Origin of the sequence: Gallaecimonas kandeliae, assembly GCF_030450055.1 — a bacterium.
GTDB classification, from domain to species: domain Bacteria; phylum Pseudomonadota; class Gammaproteobacteria; order Enterobacterales; family Gallaecimonadaceae; genus Gallaecimonas; species Gallaecimonas kandeliae.
This window is the reverse complement of record NZ_CP118480.1, coordinates 2,870,283-2,887,610: the sequence shown is the minus strand read 5'-3', so window position 1 is coordinate 2,887,610 and position 17,328 is coordinate 2,870,283. Positions and strand designations below refer to the sequence as shown.

12 protein-coding genes are annotated in these 17,328 nt (G+C 67.0%); 6 read left to right on the top strand and 6 right to left on the bottom strand.

Annotated features, from left to right (window positions below):
- Positions 1–93 precede the first annotated feature (93 nt).
- The 6 genes from PVT67_RS14275 to glgB all read right to left on the bottom strand — a co-directional run bounded on the left by PVT67_RS14275 (position 94) and on the right by glgB (position 8,957).
- Positions 94–1,047, bottom strand: a complete 954-nt coding sequence (locus PVT67_RS14275) for a DMT family transporter (RefSeq protein WP_301494648.1) — start codon at positions 1,045–1,047, stop codon at positions 94–96.
- Entirely contained in the window at positions 1,048–1,425 is a 378-nt protein-coding gene (locus tag PVT67_RS14270; protein ID WP_301494646.1) for a SufE family protein, read from the bottom strand. It abuts the gene before it with no gap.
- Positions 1,422–2,621 carry an aminotransferase class V-fold PLP-dependent enzyme gene (locus PVT67_RS14265; protein WP_301494644.1) on the bottom strand — a complete coding sequence of 400 codons (1,200 nt, stop codon included), beginning with the start codon at positions 2,619–2,621 and terminating at the stop codon, positions 1,422–1,424. Before PVT67_RS14265 ends, PVT67_RS14270 begins: the two co-directional genes overlap by 4 nt.
- An 84-nt stretch (positions 2,622–2,705) precedes the next feature.
- On the bottom strand, positions 2,706–5,258 hold the full coding sequence (gene glgP / locus PVT67_RS14260) for an alpha-glucan family phosphorylase (protein ID WP_301494642.1): 2,553 nt from the start codon (positions 5,256–5,258) through the stop codon (positions 2,706–2,708).
- 87 nt (positions 5,259–5,345) lie between these two features.
- Positions 5,346–6,773 carry a glycogen synthase GlgA gene (glgA, locus tag PVT67_RS14255; protein ID WP_301494640.1) on the bottom strand — a complete coding sequence of 476 codons (1,428 nt, stop codon included), beginning with the start codon at positions 6,771–6,773 and terminating at the stop codon, positions 5,346–5,348.
- On the bottom strand, positions 6,774–8,957 hold the full coding sequence (gene glgB / locus PVT67_RS14250) for a 1,4-alpha-glucan branching protein GlgB (RefSeq protein WP_301494637.1): 2,184 nt from the start codon (positions 8,955–8,957) through the stop codon (positions 6,774–6,776).
- 152 nt (positions 8,958–9,109) lie between these two features.
- Here glgB and glgC point away from each other — a divergent pair, with 152 nt between their 5' ends.
- The 6 genes from glgC to glgP (PVT67_RS14220) all read left to right on the top strand — a co-directional run bounded on the left by glgC (position 9,110) and on the right by glgP (PVT67_RS14220) (position 17,326).
- Positions 9,110–10,375: a glucose-1-phosphate adenylyltransferase gene (gene glgC / locus PVT67_RS14245; protein WP_301494635.1), complete on the top strand. Its 1,266-nt coding sequence runs from the start codon at positions 9,110–9,112 to the stop codon at positions 10,373–10,375.
- Positions 10,376–10,576: 201 nt separating this feature from the next.
- Complete coding sequence (locus tag PVT67_RS14240; protein WP_301494633.1) at positions 10,577–12,301, top strand: glycoside hydrolase family 57 protein; 1,725 nt, start codon at positions 10,577–10,579, stop codon at positions 12,299–12,301.
- On the top strand, positions 12,298–13,725 hold the full coding sequence (malQ, locus tag PVT67_RS14235) for a 4-alpha-glucanotransferase (protein ID WP_301494631.1): 1,428 nt from the start codon (positions 12,298–12,300) through the stop codon (positions 13,723–13,725). Before PVT67_RS14240 ends, malQ begins: the two co-directional genes overlap by 4 nt.
- A gap of 179 nt (positions 13,726–13,904) precedes the next feature.
- Positions 13,905–14,258, top strand: a complete 354-nt coding sequence (locus PVT67_RS14230) for a PilZ domain-containing protein (protein ID WP_301494629.1) — start codon at positions 13,905–13,907, stop codon at positions 14,256–14,258.
- 70 nt (positions 14,259–14,328) lie between these two features.
- Positions 14,329–14,811 (top strand): CBS domain-containing protein, encoded by a 483-nt coding sequence (locus PVT67_RS14225; RefSeq protein WP_301494627.1) that lies wholly within the window; start codon positions 14,329–14,331, stop codon positions 14,809–14,811.
- A gap of 28 nt (positions 14,812–14,839) precedes the next feature.
- Positions 14,840–17,326, top strand: coding sequence for an alpha-glucan family phosphorylase (gene glgP / locus PVT67_RS14220; protein WP_301494625.1), 2,487 nt, complete (start codon positions 14,840–14,842; stop codon positions 17,324–17,326).
- Positions 17,327–17,328 lie beyond the last annotated feature (2 nt).

Genomic DNA, 17,328 nt, shown 5'->3' with positions numbered 1-17,328 from the left:
ACCTCAGCCTCTTTCGGCCTGGTGGCCGTGGCCCGGGTCATAGAAAAACTGACGGGCGTTAAAGCCTGAAAAAGGGCCCTTGGGGCCCTTTTTTCATGGCTGCTGTGCCGCCTCGCTACGGGCCGAGGGCCCGGCCCTCATGGTCACCAGTACTCCCGCCACCAGGCAGGCCATTCCCAACAAGGTTTCCAGTGGCGGCCAGGCCTGGCGCAAGCCAAAACCGTAGGCCAGACCCGCCAGGCTCTCGAAGACGATGAGGGGCCCCACCAGCACTGTCGGCAGCCGCTGGCTGGCGCCGTTCCAGCACAGGCCCCCCAGCCAGGAGCAGAGCAGCCCTATGGCCAGCATCAGCGGTACGAAGATCTCGGGCCTGGGGCCCAGCAGGGCGAAGCCGGGCTGGCTCCAATGCAGTTGCAGCGCAGCCAGGGCGTAGCCCGCCAGTGACAGGGGCAAGGTCACCAAGCCCTGGGCCGTGGCCCAACTGGAGGGGGAGCGGCCGGGGTTGTCCCGCAGCCAGCGAGCGTTCTTGAGGGCGTACCAGGTCCAGCAGGCCACGGCCGCGAAGGCCAGCCCGCCCCCTTGCAGGTAGCCAGGGGGCATTTGGCCCTGGGCGGCCAGCTCGGCCCTGTTGACCAGCAGCACCCCGGCCGCCAGCAAGCCCAGGGCCCAGCCCAGGCGGCGCCAGGGCAGCTGGCCTTCCTGGCGGCGGTAGAGCAGGTTGGCCGAGAGGGTGATGGCCACCGGCAATGTGCCGATGATCATGGTGGTGACGGGGGCGCCGGTGCGCTGCACGGCGCTGGCCAGGCAGAAGAAATAGACGAGGTTGCCGACCAGGCTCAGGCGCAGCGCCTGCCACCAGTCGCCGGCCTGGAGCCTGGCCAGTTGGCGCCTGGCCTGCCAGGCCAGGGGCAGGGAGATGAGTCCCAGGGCCAGGTAGCGCCCGGCCGACTGCAGGCTGGCCGGGTAGTCCGGCACCAGCAGCGGCACTATGAAGATAAGGCCCCACAGCAGTCCCGCCGCCAGGGCCAACAGCGCCCCTGCCAGCATTCAGCCCAGCTCGCCGTGGATCTTGGCCAGCATGGCGTAGAGGCCGTTGGCGCGGCTGGGGCTGAGGAACTGCTCCAGGCCCACCTGCTCGAACTCTGCCCTGGCATCCACATGACGGGCGTCGGCCAGGGCCTGGCCCTGGTAGAGGCTGAAGAGCAGCGCCATCAACCCCTTGACGATACGGGCTTCGCTGTCGCCGCGCAGCGCCAGCTTGCCGTCTGCTACATCCACCCGCAGCCAGGTCCTGGCCTCGCAGCCGCTCACTTCGTCTTCGGGGTGCTTGTCGTCAAGCCTCGGCAGGCTGCGGGCCAGGCCCAGCAGGAAGCGGGTGCGGCCCTCGAAATGTTTCTCGGCGGCGAAATCGTCAAAGAGGCTCATGCCATCTCCTTAAAAAGGCTGATGCCGTCCGCCAGGGCGGCCAGGCAGGCGTCCACCTCGGCGGCGGCGTTGTAGGGGGCCAGGGCGATGCGCAGGGAGCCGGCAATGCCCAGCAGGCCGTGCAGCGGCTGGGTGCAGTGGTGGCCGGCCCTGACCGCTATGCCTTTACCGGCAAGGTAATGGGCGAGATCGCTGTGATGGACCCCCGGCACCGTTATCGACACCAGGCTGATGCGCTCCCCCTGGCCCAGCACCTGAACCGGCAACTTGGCCAGGCCCGCCAGCAGCCGCTCCGTCAACTGCCGCTCATGAGCCCCCGCGTCCAATGCTTGCACCAGCTTCACCGCCTCTCCCAGCCCTATCACCTCGGCGATGGGGCCAGTGCCTGCCTCCAGGCGGTGTGGCAGGGCATTGAAGCTGACGGCGTCGAAGCTGACCTTGTCTATCATCTCGCCGCCGCCCATGAAGGGCAGCAGCTCACCCAGGCTCGAAAGGCGCCCTGTCAGCACCCCGACCCCGGTAGGGCCGAACATCTTGTGGCCGGAAAAGGCGTAGAAGTCGCAGCCGATGGCCTGGATGTCCACCTCGAGGTGGGCCACGGCCTGGGCGCCGTCGATAAGGCTCAGGGCCCCGGCGGCGCGGGCCTTGGCGCAGATCTCAACAACGGGGTTGATAAGCCCCAATGTGTTGGAGACATGGCAGCAGGCCACCAGCTTGGGCTTCAGCGCGAGGAGCTGGTCATAGGCGGCCAGGTCCAGCCGGCCGTTTGCATCCAGAGGGATGACCTTGATCGTGGCGCCGGTGCGCCTGGCCAGCAGCTGCCAGGGCACCAGGTTGGCGTGGTGCTCCATGGCCGAGACCAGGATGAGATCCCCCTGCCGGACCTGGTCGATAAGGCCCCAGGCCACCAGGTTGATGGCGGCCGTGGTGCCGCTGGTGAAGATCACCGCCTCGCGGCGTTCCACCTTGAGCCAGTCCTTGACGGCGTCGCGGCTCTGCTCGAAGGCGGCCGTGGCCCTGGCCGCCCAGGGGTGGCCGGCGCGATGCACGTTGGCGCGGTAGCCCTGGTAATAGCCGGCCATGGCGTCCAGCACGGCCTGGGCAGTCTGGGTGCTGGCGCCGTTGTCGAGGTAGAGAAGGGCGTCCTCGGCGGCAAGGGCGGGAAACTGGGCGCGAAAGGCGGCTGGGTCGAACATGGAGGCGGCTTTTCCTGGCATTGAGGTGCCGATTGTCGGCAATGGCGGCACCCCGTGCAAGGGCGCCGCCATCCACGCCTTGGCTTAGAGCCAGATCATGGCCCCCATTTCGAAGGGGTGGCTGAGGTCCGGATGATGGGGGTAGGCGCGGATCCGGTAGTGCACCAGGCCGGGCCTTTCCGGCAGCAGATCCAGGCTGTAGTCGGCAGCGCCGCCCGCCTCCTTGCCGGCCTGCAGCAGCACCCTTTGCAGGCCGGCGTCGAAGTCGTCCAGCTCCTGCTCCGTGCCCAGCAGGCATTCCACCCTGACGTCCTCGGCGGCAAGGCCGCCCAGCTGTACCCGCACGGCCAGGGGCAGGGGCTGGCCGTGGCCGAGCTTGCCGGGAAGTGCCTGGATCAGCTCCAGCCCCACACTTGGCCAGTGCTGGCGCACCCTGGCCTTCCATTGGGCCAGGGCCTTGGCCCTGATCCCCTGGTCGGCGCCGAGCTTGGCCCCCTGGTGCTTGGCGGCGCAATAGAAGCGGGTGACATAGTCCATCACCATGCGCTGGGCGTTGAAATGGGGGATGGCGGACTTCATGGCGTTCTTGGATCTTTGCACCCAGGCCTTGGAGTAGCCCTTGCCGTCGTAGTCGAAGTAGAGGGGCTGGACCTCGTATTCGATGATGTCCAGCAGGTCGTCCGCTTCCTCGCGGTTGCGCTCTTCGTTGTCCCCTTCGGGGTGGCGAGGGTTGATGGCCCAGCCGTTGTCGCCCTGGTAGCCCTCGCCCCACCAGCCGTCCAGCACGCTCAGGTTGACGGCGCCGTTGATGCCGGCCTTCTGCCCAGAGGTGCCGCTGGCTTCCAGGGGGTATTCGGGGGTGTTGAGCCAGACGTCCACACCGGCCACCAGGCTGCGGGCCAGGGCCAGGTCGTAAGCCTCCAGCATCAGCACCTTGCCGATGAATTCGGGGCGTAGGGACAGCTCATGGATCACCTTGATCAGCTGCTTGCCGGGGTGGTCATTGGGGTGGGCCTTGCCGGCGAAGATGATCAGGGTGGGCCTCTGGGCATCCCCCAGCATCCTCGCCAGGCGGTGGGGGTCGGAGAAGAGCAGGGTGGCGCGCTTGTAGGTGGCGAAGCGCCGGGCAAAGCCCAGTACCAGCAGATCCTGCTCAGGATCGTCCAGCAGGGCTGTGGCCCGCTGGATAAGGGCGTGGCTGCAGCCGTTGCGTTCGAACTGTTCCACCAGCCGCTGCCTGACCTCCTTGAGCATCTGCTCCTTGAGGGCCCTGTGGATGCTCCAGTAGTGGTGGGCGGGGATCTCGTCGATGCACTGCCAGTAATCCGGGTCCAGCATCTCGCTTTCCCACTCGGCGCAGCGCATGTCCAGCAGGCTGGCCCATTCCCTGGCCAGGAAGGTGGGCACATGGACGCCGTTGGTGACGTGGGAGATGGGGTTTTCCTGGGGCGCTATCTGGGGCCAGATCCCCCTCTCCATGCTGGAGGCGACGCCACCGTGGATGCGGCTGACGCCGTTGTGGAAGCGTGACCCCCGCAAGGCCAGGGTGGTCATGTTGAAGCCCAGATCCTGGTCAAAGGTGCGGCCCAGGGCCAGCAGTTGGCCGAACTCGATGCCCAGCTCGTTGCAGTAGTGGGAGAGGTAGCGGGACAGCAGTTCGGGATCGAAGATGTCGTGGCCGGCGGGCACCGGGGTATGGGTCGTGAAGAGGGTGGCGCCGGCCACCAGCTCCAGGGCCTCGGCGAAGGCCAGCCCCTGCTCTGACTGCTGGCGGCAGCGTTCGAGGATCTGGAAGGCGGCATGGCCCTCGTTGATGTGCCAGACGCTGGGACTGAGGCCCATGGCGGCCAGGGCCCGCACGCCGCCGATGCCCAGCACCATTTCCTGCTGTAACCGCCGCTCCTTGTCGCCGCCGTAGAGCCTGTGGGTGATGGCGCGCAGGGCGGCGCTGTTTTCAGGGAGGTCGGTGTCCAGCAGGAAGAGGCGGATATGGCCGGCCCTGGCCTGCCAGACCCGCAGCTGCAGCTGTTCTCCCGGCAAGGCCAGGCTGAGGCGCAGCGGCTTGCCGTCCTGCATCACCTCGCTGATGGGCAGGTCGGTGGCGCAGTTGTCGTGGTAATGCTCGTGCTGATCGCCGTGGCCGTCGATGGTCTGGGTGAAGTAGCCCTGCTTGTAGAAGAGGCCTACCGCCACGAAGGGAATGCCCAGGTCGCTGGCGGCCTTGCAGTGGTCGCCGGCCAGTATGCCAAGGCCTCCCGAGTAGATGGGAAAGCTCTCGTGCAGGCCGAACTCGGCACAGAAATAGGCCACCAGATCCTGCTTGGGATCCAGCAACTGGGCGAATTCGGGGCGGATCCTGGCCTGGCAGTAAGCGTCGTAGGCGCCCACCACCCGGCTGAACTCGTCCATGTAGGCCCTGTCCTGGACGGCTTCGTCCAGCAGCTGCTGGGGCAGGCGGCGCAGGAAGAGCTTGGGGTTATGGCCGCATTGGCGCCACAGGGCGCTGTCCAGCCTGGAGAAAATGGAGCGCACATCGGCGTTCCAGCTGTAGAGCAGATCGTTGGCAAGATCCTCCAGCCTGGCCAGGGAAGGGGGCAGGCTGGGCTGGATCTCCAGCGAAAAAAGACGTCCGGGCATGGCGTGACTTCGCCTCTTGCTGATGGTCGGGGAGCGGCGCCGGCTGGCGCATTAATACAAGATAGTCCCCGCCCGGGGTGCGTCAATTTACCGGCAGCCGGCCAGGATCGCCTGGTAGAGGGCCTCGTAGTGCTTGGCGCTTTGCCGCCAGGAGGAGTCTCGGGCCATGGCCTTTAGCTGCAGGGCCCGCCAGTGGCCGGCTTGCCGGTAACGGCCAAGGGCCCTGTCCAAGGCCGCCAGCAGCGCCTGAGGAGTGGCCTCGGTGAAACAGAAACCGTTGGCCTCTGGCCCTTCTTCGAAGACGGTGTCGGCCAGGCCGCCGACCCTGTGCACCAGGGGCAGGGTGCCGTAGCGCAGGCTGTAGAGCTGGTTGAGGCCGCAGGGTTCGAACAGTGACGGCATCAGGAAGAGGTCGGCCCCGGCTTCGATGCGGTGGGCCAGGGCCTCGTCGTAGCCCTGTTCGAACCTGAAGTGCTGGGGGTGTTCCCTGGCGATGGCCTTGAGCGCCTGCTGGTAGTGGGGCTCGCCGCTGCCCAGCATCACCAGCTGCAGGGGCCTGGTCAGCAGGGCCGGCAGGGCGGCCAGCAGCAGGTCCAGCCCCTTTTGCTCGGCCAGCCGGCCGATAAAGCCGAGCAGGGGCAGATCCGGGGCCTGGGCCAGCCCCAGCTCCTGCTGCAGCGCCGCCTTGTTCTGGGCCTTGGCGTCCAGGTCGCGGCTGTTGTAGCGCCTGGCCAGGTGCGGGTCTGTGCCCGGGTTCCAGTGGTCGTCTATGCCGTTGAGGATGCCACACAGCGCCTGGCGGCGGTGGCGCAAGAGGCCGTCCAGGCCGCAGCCAAACTCCGGGGTCTGGATCTCGGCGGCATAGGTCGGGCTGACGGTGTTGACGAGGTCGGCAAAGACGATGCCGCCCTTGATGTAGGAAAACCAGCCGTGGAACTCCAGGGCCTCATAGGACCAGTATTCAGGGGGCAGCCCTGTCTGCAGGAAATGCTCGAAGCCGAAGAGCCCCTGGTAGGCCAGGTTGTGGATGGTGAAGAGGCAGCCAGGCCTGTCTTGGCGGCCGGCCAGCATGGCCGGGGCCAGGCCGGTCTGCCAGTCGTTGCAGTGCAGTATCTCGGGGCGCCAAGCGAGGCCCGCCTCGTCCGTGGCCAGCAGGGCCGCGGCCTGGCAGAGGGTCAGGAAGCGCTCGCCGTTGTCCGGCCAGGGCTGGTGGTGCTGATCGTGGTAGGGATCTCCCGGCCTGTCATAGAGGGCGGGGCAATGGAGCAGCCAGGTCTTGACCTTGGAGCCAGGCAGTCGGCTTTCCAGCAGCGCCACCTCATGGCGGCCCAGCTTCAGCGTCGCTATGGGCCTGGGAGTAGGGGCCTTCGCCAGCACCTGGCGGTAGGCGGGCAGCAGCAGCCGGACGTCGTGGCCCCTGTGCTGCAAGGCCCGCGGCAGGCTGCCGGAGACGTCCGCCAGGCCGCCGGTCTTGACCAGCGGGTAGGCCTCGCTGCTGGCGAAGAGGATGCGCATCTAGCCCAGCCTTTTCAGCACCAGGCCGGCCAGAGGCGGCAAGGTCAGGCTGATGCTGTGCTCCCGGCCCATCCAGGGCCTGGGCTCGCTGTCGATGCCCAAGCCGTTGCCGACGTCGCTGCCGCCATAGAAGCGCGAGTCGCTGTTGAGCAGCTCGACATAGCGGCCGGCCTGGGGCACCCCTATGCGGTAGCCCTGGCGCACCTGGGGGGTGAAGTTCAACACCACCAGGCATTGGTCGTCCCCGTCCCGGCGCAGGTAGCTCACCACCGACTGGGGGGCGTCGTGGCAGTCGATCCACTCGAAGCCCTGGGGCTCGAAGCTGTGGCGGTAGAGGCCGGCCTGGCCGCGGTAGAGGCGGTTGAGGTCGGCCACCAGGCGCATCACGGCGCCGTGGCGGGGCTGCTCCAGCAACTGCCAGTCCAGGGCGGCGCCGTGCCACCACTCGCTCTCCTGGGCGAACTCGCTGCCCATGAACAGCAGCTTGGCGCCGGGGTAGGTGAAGAGGTAGCAGTAGAGCAGCCGCAGGTTGGCGAAGCGCTGCCATTCGTCCCCCGGCATCTTGGCCAGCAGGGAGCGCTTGCCGTGCACCACTTCGTCATGGGAGAAGGGCAGCACGAAGTTCTCGGTGAAGGCGTAGAGCAGGCCGAAGGTGAGCCGGTCGTGGTGGTAGTGGCGGAAGACGGGATCCTTGGCCAGGTAGTCCAGGCTGTCGTGCATCCAGCCCATGTTCCACTTCATGGAGAAGCCCAGGCCCCCCAGCCAGGTGGGGCGGGTGACCTGGGGCCAGGCGGTGGACTCCTCGGCGAAGGTCAGGGTGCCTGGGTGCAGGCCGTGGGTCAGCTCGTTGAGATCTTTAAGGAAGTCCACCGCCTCCAGGTGCTCGTTGCCGCCGTACTGGTTGGGGGTCCATTCCCCCTCCTGCCGCGAATAGTCGAGGTAGAGCATGGCCGCCACGGCGTCCACCCTCAGGCCGTCGATATGGAACTCCTCCAGCCAGAAATTGGCGTTGGCCAGCAGGAAGTTGCGCACCTCCTTGCGGCCGTAGTTGTAGACCAGGGTGCCCCATTCCCGGTGCTCGCCCCGCTTGGGGTCGTCGTGCTCGTAGAGGGCGGTGCCGTCGAAGCGGGCCAGGGCGTGCTCGTCCTTGGGAAAGTGGGCCGGCACCCAGTCGAGGATCACCCCCAGGCCGTGCCGGTGGCAGTGATCCACCAGGAAGCGGAAGTCGTCAGGGCTGCCGAAGCGGCTGGTGGGGGCGTAGTAGCCTGTGGTCTGGTAGCCCCAGGATTCGTCCAAGGGGTGCTCGGTGATGGGCAGCAGCTCGATATGGGTAAAGCCGAGGGCCAGCGCGTGCGCCACCAGCTGCTCGGCCGCCTCCCGGTAGCCCAGCAGCCGGCCGTTTGGGCCGCGCCGCCAGGAACCCAGGTGCACCTCGTAGATGGACAGGGGTTGATGCAGCCAGTCGGCCTTGGCCCTTTTTTGCAGCCAGTCGCCGTCCTGCCAGACATGGCCCTGGGGCGGCGCCACCAGGGCCGCCGTCCTCGGCCTGTGCTCGAACTGGTTGCCGTAGGGGTCGGCCTTTTGCAGCACCTCGCCGCTGTGGCGGCTGCGCAGCTCGAACTTGTAGAGCTCGCCGGCGCCCAGGCCCGGGATGAACAGCTCCCAGACGCCGCTGGTTCCCCGCGCCCGCATGGGGTGGCGGCGGCCGTCCCAGCCGTTGAAGTCGCCGATGACGCTGACCCGCTCGGCGTTGGGGGCCCAGGTGGCGAAGAGCACCCCTTCGATACCGTCCACCTGATGGAGATGGGCGCCCAGCAGCCGGTAGATGTGCCAGTGGCGGCCTTCGCCGAAGAGGTGCAGGTCGAAGTCCGGTAGCTGGGGGCCGAAGCTGTAGGGGTCCTGCTCGCTGTGCCAGCGGCCGGCGCCGTCCTGCCACTTGAGGCGGGGATGGTCCGGCAACTTGGCCCTGCCTTGCCATTGGAAGAAGCCCTGGCCCAAAGGCGCCATGGCCAGCTCCCTGTGGCTGCCCTCCAGGAGCATGGCCTCGGCATGGGGGTTGTAGGCCAGCACCGACTGGCCGTGGCGCCCCAGCAACGAGAAAGGATCATGGTGGCGGCCGGCCAGCAGCAGGCGCTGCTCGGTGTCGGGGAAGGGGGCTTGGCTTGGGCGGACAGCAGGGGGCATGGCCACTCTCATCCTTGTGGGGTCTGCTCCGACTTTAGGATAAAAAATAAGCTGCTACAAAAGGATAGACAAATCAACCTTGTCTACACTGGCAAAAAAACACAGCGCCGCCCAAGGACAGCGGGCAGCCAGCCGACGAAGGAGCCACCACCTTGAGCAACGGAGACTCTCCCCGTTTTATCAGCCGCCTGACCCGTGAGACCCTGGCCCTGATCCTGGCCGGCGGTCGCGGCAGCCGCCTGAAACAGCTCACCGACTGGCGGGCCAAGCCGGCCGTCCACTTCGGCGGCAAGTACCGCATCATCGACTTCCCCTTGTCCAACTGCGTCAACTCCGGCATCCGCCGCATCGGCGTCCTGACCCAGTACAAGGCCCACTCCCTGCTCGGCCACGTGCAGCGGGGCTGGGGGTTCTTCCGGGGAGAGCTGGGGGAGTTCGTGGAGCTGCTGCCGGCCCAGCAGCGGGTGGGGGGCTCCTGGTACGACGGCACCGCCGACGCCGTGCTGCAGAACCTGGACATCATCCGTGGCCATGCCCCCCGCTACGTGCTGATCCTGGCCGGGGACCACGTCTACAAGATGGATTACGGCCCCATGCTGGCGGCCCATGTGGAGTCCGGCGCCGAGGTCACTGTCGGCTGTATCGAGGTACCGCTGAACGAGGCCAGCGCCTTCGGGGTGATGCAGGTGAATAGCGATCGCCGCATCCTGGAGTTCGAGGAAAAGCCGGCCCAGCCCAAGGCCATGCCGGGCAAGCCGGACAGGGCCCTGGCCTCCATGGGCATCTATGTATTCAGCGCCGAGCTGCTGGAGCAGGAGCTGACCCGGGACCATGAGCTGCGCCAATCCAGCCACGACTTCGGTAAGGATCTGATCCCCTCCCTTATCGGCACAGGCAAGGTCTTTGCCTTTCCCTTCAAGGGGGCAGGGGAGGAGGGTCGCCAGGGCTACTGGCGGGACGTGGGCACAGTGGATTCTTTCTGGCGGGCCAACCTGGAGCTCATCGACATCAACCCCGAGCTCAATCTCTACGACCGCAACTGGCCGATCTGGACCTATCAGCAGCAGGTTCCGCCGGCCAAGTTCGTCTTCGACGCCGACGAGAGGCGCGGCATGGCCGTCAATTCCATGGTGGCCGGCGGCTGCATCGTCTCCGGCTCTGTGATCCGCCACTCCATGCTATTTTTCAATGTGCACGTGCATTCCTACTGCGAGGTGGAAGACTCGGTGATCTTCCCCCATGTGGACATAGGGCGGGGCTGCCGGATCCGCAAGGCCATCATTGACCGCGGCTGCCAACTGGCCCCCGGCACCGTCATAGGTTTCGACAGGGATGCCGACAGGGAGCGTTACCACGTCACCGAGGAGGGGGTGGTACTGGTGACCCCGGAAATGCTGGGCCAGCGCCACCTCTGCTGAACCTCTGCGGCCAGGTCCCCTGGCCGCCTCTGCTTGGGAAGAGCCCCATGTCGACCAAGAGCCCGTTGAACCTGGCCCGGTGCAGGCGCAGGCCCCCCTCTGAACAACCTCGGGAGGCGGCGCCATGAGCGGCAAGAGTCCACTCAAGGTGGTGCTGTGCTGGCACAGGCACCGGCCTGAACAACTGGGAGGGATGGCGCCATGAGCGGCAAGAGTCCACTCAAGGTGGTGCTGTGCTGGCACATGCATCAGCCCGAATACCGCGATGGGCGCAGCGGCAGCTACCAGCTGCCCTGGACCTACCTGCACGCCCTCAAGGACTACGTGGACATGGCCGCCTACCTGGAGCGTTGCCCCCAGGGGCGGGCCGTGGTCAATTTCGCTCCCATACTGCTGGACCAGTTGGCCGATTATGGCCAGCAGCTCAAGGCCCACGGCCAGGGGGGCGCCATCCACGATCCCTTGCTGGCGGCCCTGGTGGAGCCGGCCCTGCCCACCAGCGAGGAGGGGCGCCAGGCCCTGATGCGGGCCTGCCTGCGCATCAACCAGCAGCGGGTCATTGCCCGCTTCCCTGACTTCGAACGCATTGCCGCCTTGGCCCAGTGGTTGCTGGATCATCCCGGCCTTTGCCATTACCAGGACGAGCAGCTGCTTGCGGATCTGCTGGTCTGGTACCACCTGGGCTGGCTGGGGGAGACGGTCAGGGACAGTGACCAGCGGGTGCAGCAGCTGCAGGACAAGGGCCGCCACTATTCCCTGGCCGATCGCCAGCAACTGCTGGCGATCATCACAGAGCAGATCCTGGGCCTGGGGCCCCGCTACCGCCGCCTGGCCCAGGCCGGCCAGGTGGAGCTGGCCATGAGCCCCTATGCCCATCCCATAATGCCGCTGCTGTTGTCCCTGGGCTCGGCCCGTGAGGCCATGCCCGGCGCCCCCCTGCCACAGGCGCCCAGCTACCCCGGCGGGGAAGAGCGGGTGCTGTGGCAGCTGCACAAGGGGCTTGAATGCTTCGAGGCCTTTTTCGGCATCAGGCCCGCCGGCTGCTGGCCCTCAGAGGGGGCCCTCAGCACCGACACCCTGCGGCTGCTGGCCAAAGAGGGCTTCAAGTGGGCCGCCAGCGGCGAGAGCGTCCTGCAGCACAGCCTGGACAAGGCCCGCCATGACCCCGGTTTCCACCTGCCACAGGCCCAGCACCGGCACTGCCTGTACCGCTTCGACGAGGCCGACATCGACTGCTTCTTCCGCGACGATCAGCTCTCGGATCTCATCGGTTTCAACTACGCCGACTGGCACGCCGACGATGCCGTCGGCAACCTGCTGCACCACCTGCAGGCCATGCAGCAGGGCATGGAGGCGCCCGAGAAGCACCTGGTGACCATCATCCTCGATGGCGAGAACGCCTGGGAGTATTACCCCGAGAACGCCCGCTATTTCCTCGGCACCCTCTACCATCGGTTGAGCGCCCATCCCGATCTCAAGCTCACCACCTTCGGCGCCCTGCAGCAGGAGGCCATGCCCAGGGTACACCTGCCGGCCCTGGTGGCCGGCAGCTGGGTCTACGGCACCCTCTCCACCTGGATAGGCAGCCACGACAAAAACCTGGGCTGGGATCTGCTGATCCAGGCCAAGCAATGCTTCGACAAGGTGGTGGCCGAAGGGCGCCTCGACCAGGCCGCCCTGCACAAGGCCGAGGCCCAGCTCGCCGTCTGCGAGGGCTCTGACTGGTTCTGGTGGTTCGGCGACTACAACCCGGCACAGACGGTGTCCGACTTCGAGCGGCTGTTCCGTTCCCACCTGGCCTATCTCTACCAGCTGCTGGGTGAGCCGGTGCCGGGCGAACTGTCCAGGGCCATCAGCCATGGCCGTGGCCAGCCCGTCCACGGCGGCGTCATGCTCCACGGCCAGGCCCAGGACGGCCACGGATGAAGGCGGGGATCTTCGCCAAGCGCCGGGCCGGGGTGCTGCTCCATCCCAGCTCCTTGCCGGGGGATCCCTGGCAGGGCGCCATGGCCTTTCTCGACTTCCTGCAAGAGGCGGGTTTTGGCCTCTGGCAGATGTTGCCCATAGGCCCTACCCACGGCGATCTTTCCCCCTATTCGCTGCTCTCTGCCCATGCCGGCAACAGCGCCTTCCTGAGCCCCCGGTGGCTGGCCGGGCGCGGCTGGGGCGGGGAAGGGGAGGGCTGGCTGACCCAGGGTGCCGAGCGCTTCTTTGCAAGCCTGGCGGCCGCTCCTGGCCTTGCCAGCCAGTACCAGGATTTTTGCAGCCGCCAGGCCCAGTGGCTGGAGGATTACGCCCTCTTCATGGCGCTGCGCGAAGCGCTGGGGGGCCAGTCCTGGGTGGACTGGCCCGAGCCGCTGCGCCGCCGCGACGACCAGGCCCTGGCGGCCGAGCGCCTGCGCCTGGCGACGCCCCTGGCCCGCCACAAGTTCATCCAGTTCGCCTTCGAGCAGCAGTGGCAGGCGCTGCGGGCCGAGGCCCACAGCCGCGGCATACTGCTGTTCGGCGACATGCCCATCTTCGTGGCCCACGACAGCGCCGACGTCTGGGCCAACCAGCGCCTCTTCAACCTGGACGAGGCCGGTCAGCCCCTGGTGGTGGCCGGGGTGCCGCCTGATTACTTTTCCGCCACAGGCCAGCGCTGGGGCAACCCCCTCTACCGCTGGCGGCGCATGGAGGAAGAGGGCTTCGGTTGGTGGCTGTCTCGGCTCGAGGGCCAATTGGCGCTGTTCGACCTGATCCGCATCGATCATTTCCGCGGCTTCGAGGCCTGCTGGGAGATACCGGCTGACGGCGAGGCCAGGGACGGGCGCTGGGTCAAGGTGCCGGGGGAGGCGCTGCTGGCGGAGATGGCCAGGCACCACCAGGGGCTGCCGCTGGTGGCGGAGAACCTGGGCATCATCACCCCTGAGGTGGAGGCGCTTCGGGAGCACTTCTCCCTGCCGGGCATGCTGGTGTTGCAGTTCGCCTTCGACGGCGGCGCCGCCAACCCTTACCTGCCCCATAACCACCAGGCCATGGAGGTGGTCTACACCGGCACCCACGACAACGACACCAGCCTGGGTTGGTATCAGGCCCTGAGTGGGGAGGCCAAGGAAGGGGTGATGGCTTACCTGGGCCTGCCGGGGGAACCCATGCCCTGGCCGCTGATCAACGCCGCCCTGGCGTCGGTGGCGAGGCTGGCGGTGCTGCCGATGCAGGATCTGCTGGCCTTGGACTCTTCCCACCGCATGAACACCCCAGGCACAGTGGAGGGCAACTGGCGCTGGCGTTTCGACTGGCAGCAGCTGCCGCCTGAGCTGGCCCAGGGGCTGCGCCGGCGCCTGGCCCGTTACGGCCGCCTGGGCTGATCTGCAGGACCTTTGATGGAGGTCAAAAATTGTCCTGTTTCGGCCTTGGACAAAGGGAGTCTCACTATACTTGGGGTTGGCCCGGGCCTCAGATCTCGGAGAGGAGAGCACGTCCGCCGTTTGGCAGGGAGTTGCTTTCAGGGTCCTTCAATCCCCCTATTTTTTCGAGGGAAGTTGTCATGATGGAACACCGCAAGAATCCCAGGATAAAAGCCTCCTTTAAGTTGCTGATCTACCGTAAGGGTGTACCTGTACTCACCGGGCGTATGGTCAACGTCTCCAGTGGCGGCCTCTACCTGAGGGCGCCGGATAACGGTCTGGAGATCAACCAGCGGGTGGAGGTGGAATTCCAGTACCCGGACGCCGGACCCATGGAACGCTGCCGGGTGCCCGCCATAGTGGTACACAAGGAGAGCAGCGGCCTGGGGCTCGAAGCCGAAGACGGCCACAGCCGTGTGGCTTTCAGCGACATGGTGTCGAGGCTGAAGAAGGAAGACCGCTTGACGCTGCTGCCACTGTGGCAGTTCTGCTGAAGACCGCCATATTCATCGACAGTACCAGGGGCCCATCGGCGGCCCCTTTTGCAACCTTGGAGGAATAGTCATGTATGTAAAGGACATCATGGTGACCCATGCCGCCACCTGTATGCCGGGCACCTCACTGCAGGACGTCGCCATGCAGATGTGGAACCACGACTGTGGCGCCATAGTGGTGGTGGATGCCAAGGAGCATCCGCTTGGCATAGTCACCGACAGGGACATCGCCATGGGGGCCGCCCTGCAACACAGGCCGCTCTGGGAGATGCGGGCCGAGGAGATCACCAACCACAGGGAACTGTACTGCTGCGTGCCCGAGGACAGCATCAAACACGCCCTCAAGCTGATGGAAAAGCACGAGATCCGCCGCCTGCCGGTGTTGGACAAGGACGGCCGCCTCTGCGGCATCCTCAGCATGGGTGACATCGTCGCCTTCACCAACGCCCGTGCCGGCAAGGCCGCCGCCAACCAGATCGCCGCCGCCGAGACCCTCGACTACTTGCGCCACGTCAGCAGCCACCACGGCCACCAGGTGACCGTCAGCCACTGATGCCGTAGTCAGGGACGCCAACCTCGCAATGCACAGCGAACATTACCTGCCACGCACAGTGCCCGCCCCCCTGCAGGGGTTGGTGGAGCTGGCCAAGGATCTGCGCTGGACCTGGTACCACGGCCAGGACAGCCTGTGGCGGCAGCTCGACCCTGCCCTGTGGCGGGCCACCGCCAATCCCTGGTTGATCCTGGAGTCGGTCTCCGAGCTGCGCTTGGACAGCCTGGCCAAGGACAAGGCCTTCCTGGCCCGCCTGCAGCAGCTGCTGGACGATCGCGAGGCCCACTTCCAGGCCGGCACCTGGTTTTCCCGCCAGTACGGCGGGCATTGGCAGGGCAACATCGCCTATTTCAGCATGGAATTCGGCTTGAGCGAGTCTCTGCCCATCTATTCCGGCGGCCTGGGGGTGCTGGCCGGGGACCTGCTCAAGACCGCCTGCGATCTGGGGGTGCCGCTCATCGGCATAGGGCTCCTCTACCAACAGGGCTATTTCCGCCAGGCCATCAATGGCGAGGGCCAGCAGATGGCCTTCTACCCCTACAACGATCCCACCATGCTGCCGGTGGTGCCCTTGCGGGACCAACAGGGAAGCTGGGTGCGGGTGCCCCTGGCCCTGCCGGGGCGGACTCTCTTCCTGCGGGCCTGGTCGGCGCGGGTGGGGCGGCGCTCCCTGTTTCTGCTGGACAGCAACGACCCCCTCAACGAACCCGGCGACAGGGGTATCACCAGCGAGCTCTACGGCGGCGGCCTGGAACTGCGGCTGCGCCAGGAGATGGTGCTGGGCATAGGGGGCATGCGGCTGCTGCAGATGCTGGGGATCTCCTGTCCCGTCTGCCATCTCAACGAAGGCCACGCCGCCTTCGCCGTGCTGGAGCGGGCCAGGCAGTTCAAGGAGGAGCGCCACTGTGGTTTCTTCGATGCCCTCCAGGCCACCAGGGCCGGCAACCTGCTGACCCTGCACACGCCGGTGGCGGCAGGCTTCGACCGTTTTCCCGAGGCGCTGCTGCGCTACTACCTTGGCCCCTACCTCACCGAACTGGAACTGGACATGGCCGAACTGCTGGCCCTGGGGCGCAACGGTGAGCAGGGTGAGGATCATCCCTTCAACATGGTCTGGCTGGCGGTCAGGGGCTGCGGCGCCATCAACGGCGTCAGCCAGCTGCACGGCCAGGTGAGCCGGCGCCTGCTGCAACCCCTATTTCCCCGTTGGCCAGAGGCCGAGGTGCCTGTGGGCCATGTCACCAACGGCGTCCATATGCCGAGCTGGGACTCGGCGGTGGCGGACAAGGTCTGGACGGCGGCCTGCGGCAAGCCGCGTTGGCGGGGGGAGCTGGAATGTGTGGACGAGGCGCTCAAGGCCGTCAGTGACGGCGAACTCTGGCGGATGCGCTGCGAAGGCCGCCGCCAACTGCTGGACTACCTGGCCCTGCGCCTGGAGCGCCAGCGCCGCGGTTGCCCGGCCCCGCCGGTCCTTGACCCCGACGCCCTGACCCTGGGCCTTGCCCGCCGCTTCGCCGAATACAAGAGGCCCTGCCTGCTGCTTGACGACCCTGACCGCCTGGCTCGGCTCTTGTCCAGCCGCGACAGGGCGGTGCAGCTGGTGGTGGCGGGCAAGGCCCACCCCAGCGACAGCCAGGGCCAGGCCCTGTTGCGCCGCTGGCACCAGTTCATGCAGCGCGAGGACGTCAGGGGCAGGGTGCTGTTCGTGGAGGACTACGACCTCAATGTGGCGGCCCAACTGGTTCAGGGGGTGGATCTCTGGATCAACACCCCCAGGCGGCCCTGGGAGGCCTGCGGCACCAGCGGCATGAAGGTGCTGGTCAACGGTGGCCTCAACCTGTCGGTGCTGGATGGCTGGTGGGCCCAGGCCTTCGAGCCCGGCTTGGGCTGGGCCCTGGGGGACGGCCGGGAGCACCGGGACGTCGCCGCCTGGGACGCCAGGGACGGGGCCCAGCTGCTGGCGCTGCTGGAGCAGGAGGTGATACCGCTCTTTTTCGAGCGCGACGAGCAGGGCATACCCAAGGGCTGGCTGGCCATGATGAGGCGCAGCATGGCCGTGCTGACGCCGCGCTTTTCCAGCAACCGCATGTTGCGCCAGTACACAGAGCAGTATTACCTGCCCCTGGCGGGCTCCTACCAGGAACGCCGGCATGACCATGCCGAGCTGGCGGCCTGGCAGAAGCGGCTGGCCGCCGCCTGGCCGCAGCTGCGTTTCGGAGCCCTGACGGTCGGCCAGGGCGAGGGGAGCCACCACTTCGAGGTGCAGCTCTACCTGGGGGAGTTGGACGTGGAGGCGGTGCAGGTGGAGCTCTATGCCGATGCCGCCGAGGGACTGCCCGCCTTTTGCCTGGCCCTGACCCGGGGCAAACCCCTGGTGGGGGCCAGGAACGGCTTCAGCTACCACGGCGAGGCGCCGGCAGACAGGCCTGCCGACGCCTACACCCCCAGGGTGGTCCCCCACCGCCAGGGGCTGTCAGTGCCCCTGGAGGCCAGGCAGATCCTCTGGCACCACTGAGG

Coding starts and splice junctions, on each gene's coding strand:
- glgB (WP_301494637.1), bottom strand. CDS start 8,957: ATGCCCCCTGCTGTCCGCCCAAGCCAAGCCCCCTTCCCCGACACCGAG.
- glgP (WP_301494642.1), bottom strand. CDS start 5,258: ATGCCCGGACGTCTTTTTTCGCTGGAGATCCAGCCCAGCCTGCCCCCT.
- PVT67_RS14265 (WP_301494644.1), bottom strand. CDS start 2,621: ATGTTCGACCCAGCCGCCTTTCGCGCCCAGTTTCCCGCCCTTGCCGCC.
- PVT67_RS14225 (WP_301494627.1), top strand. CDS start 14,329: ATGTATGTAAAGGACATCATGGTGACCCATGCCGCCACCTGTATGCCG.
- malQ (WP_301494631.1), top strand. CDS start 12,298: ATGAAGGCGGGGATCTTCGCCAAGCGCCGGGCCGGGGTGCTGCTCCAT.
- PVT67_RS14230 (WP_301494629.1), top strand. CDS start 13,905: ATGATGGAACACCGCAAGAATCCCAGGATAAAAGCCTCCTTTAAGTTG.
- glgA (WP_301494640.1), bottom strand. CDS start 6,773: ATGCGCATCCTCTTCGCCAGCAGCGAGGCCTACCCGCTGGTCAAGACC.
- PVT67_RS14275 (WP_301494648.1), bottom strand. CDS start 1,047: ATGCTGGCAGGGGCGCTGTTGGCCCTGGCGGCGGGACTGCTGTGGGGC.
- PVT67_RS14270 (WP_301494646.1), bottom strand. CDS start 1,425: ATGAGCCTCTTTGACGATTTCGCCGCCGAGAAACATTTCGAGGGCCGC.
- glgP (WP_301494625.1), top strand. CDS start 14,840: ATGCACAGCGAACATTACCTGCCACGCACAGTGCCCGCCCCCCTGCAG.
- PVT67_RS14240 (WP_301494633.1), top strand. CDS start 10,577: ATGAGCGGCAAGAGTCCACTCAAGGTGGTGCTGTGCTGGCACATGCAT.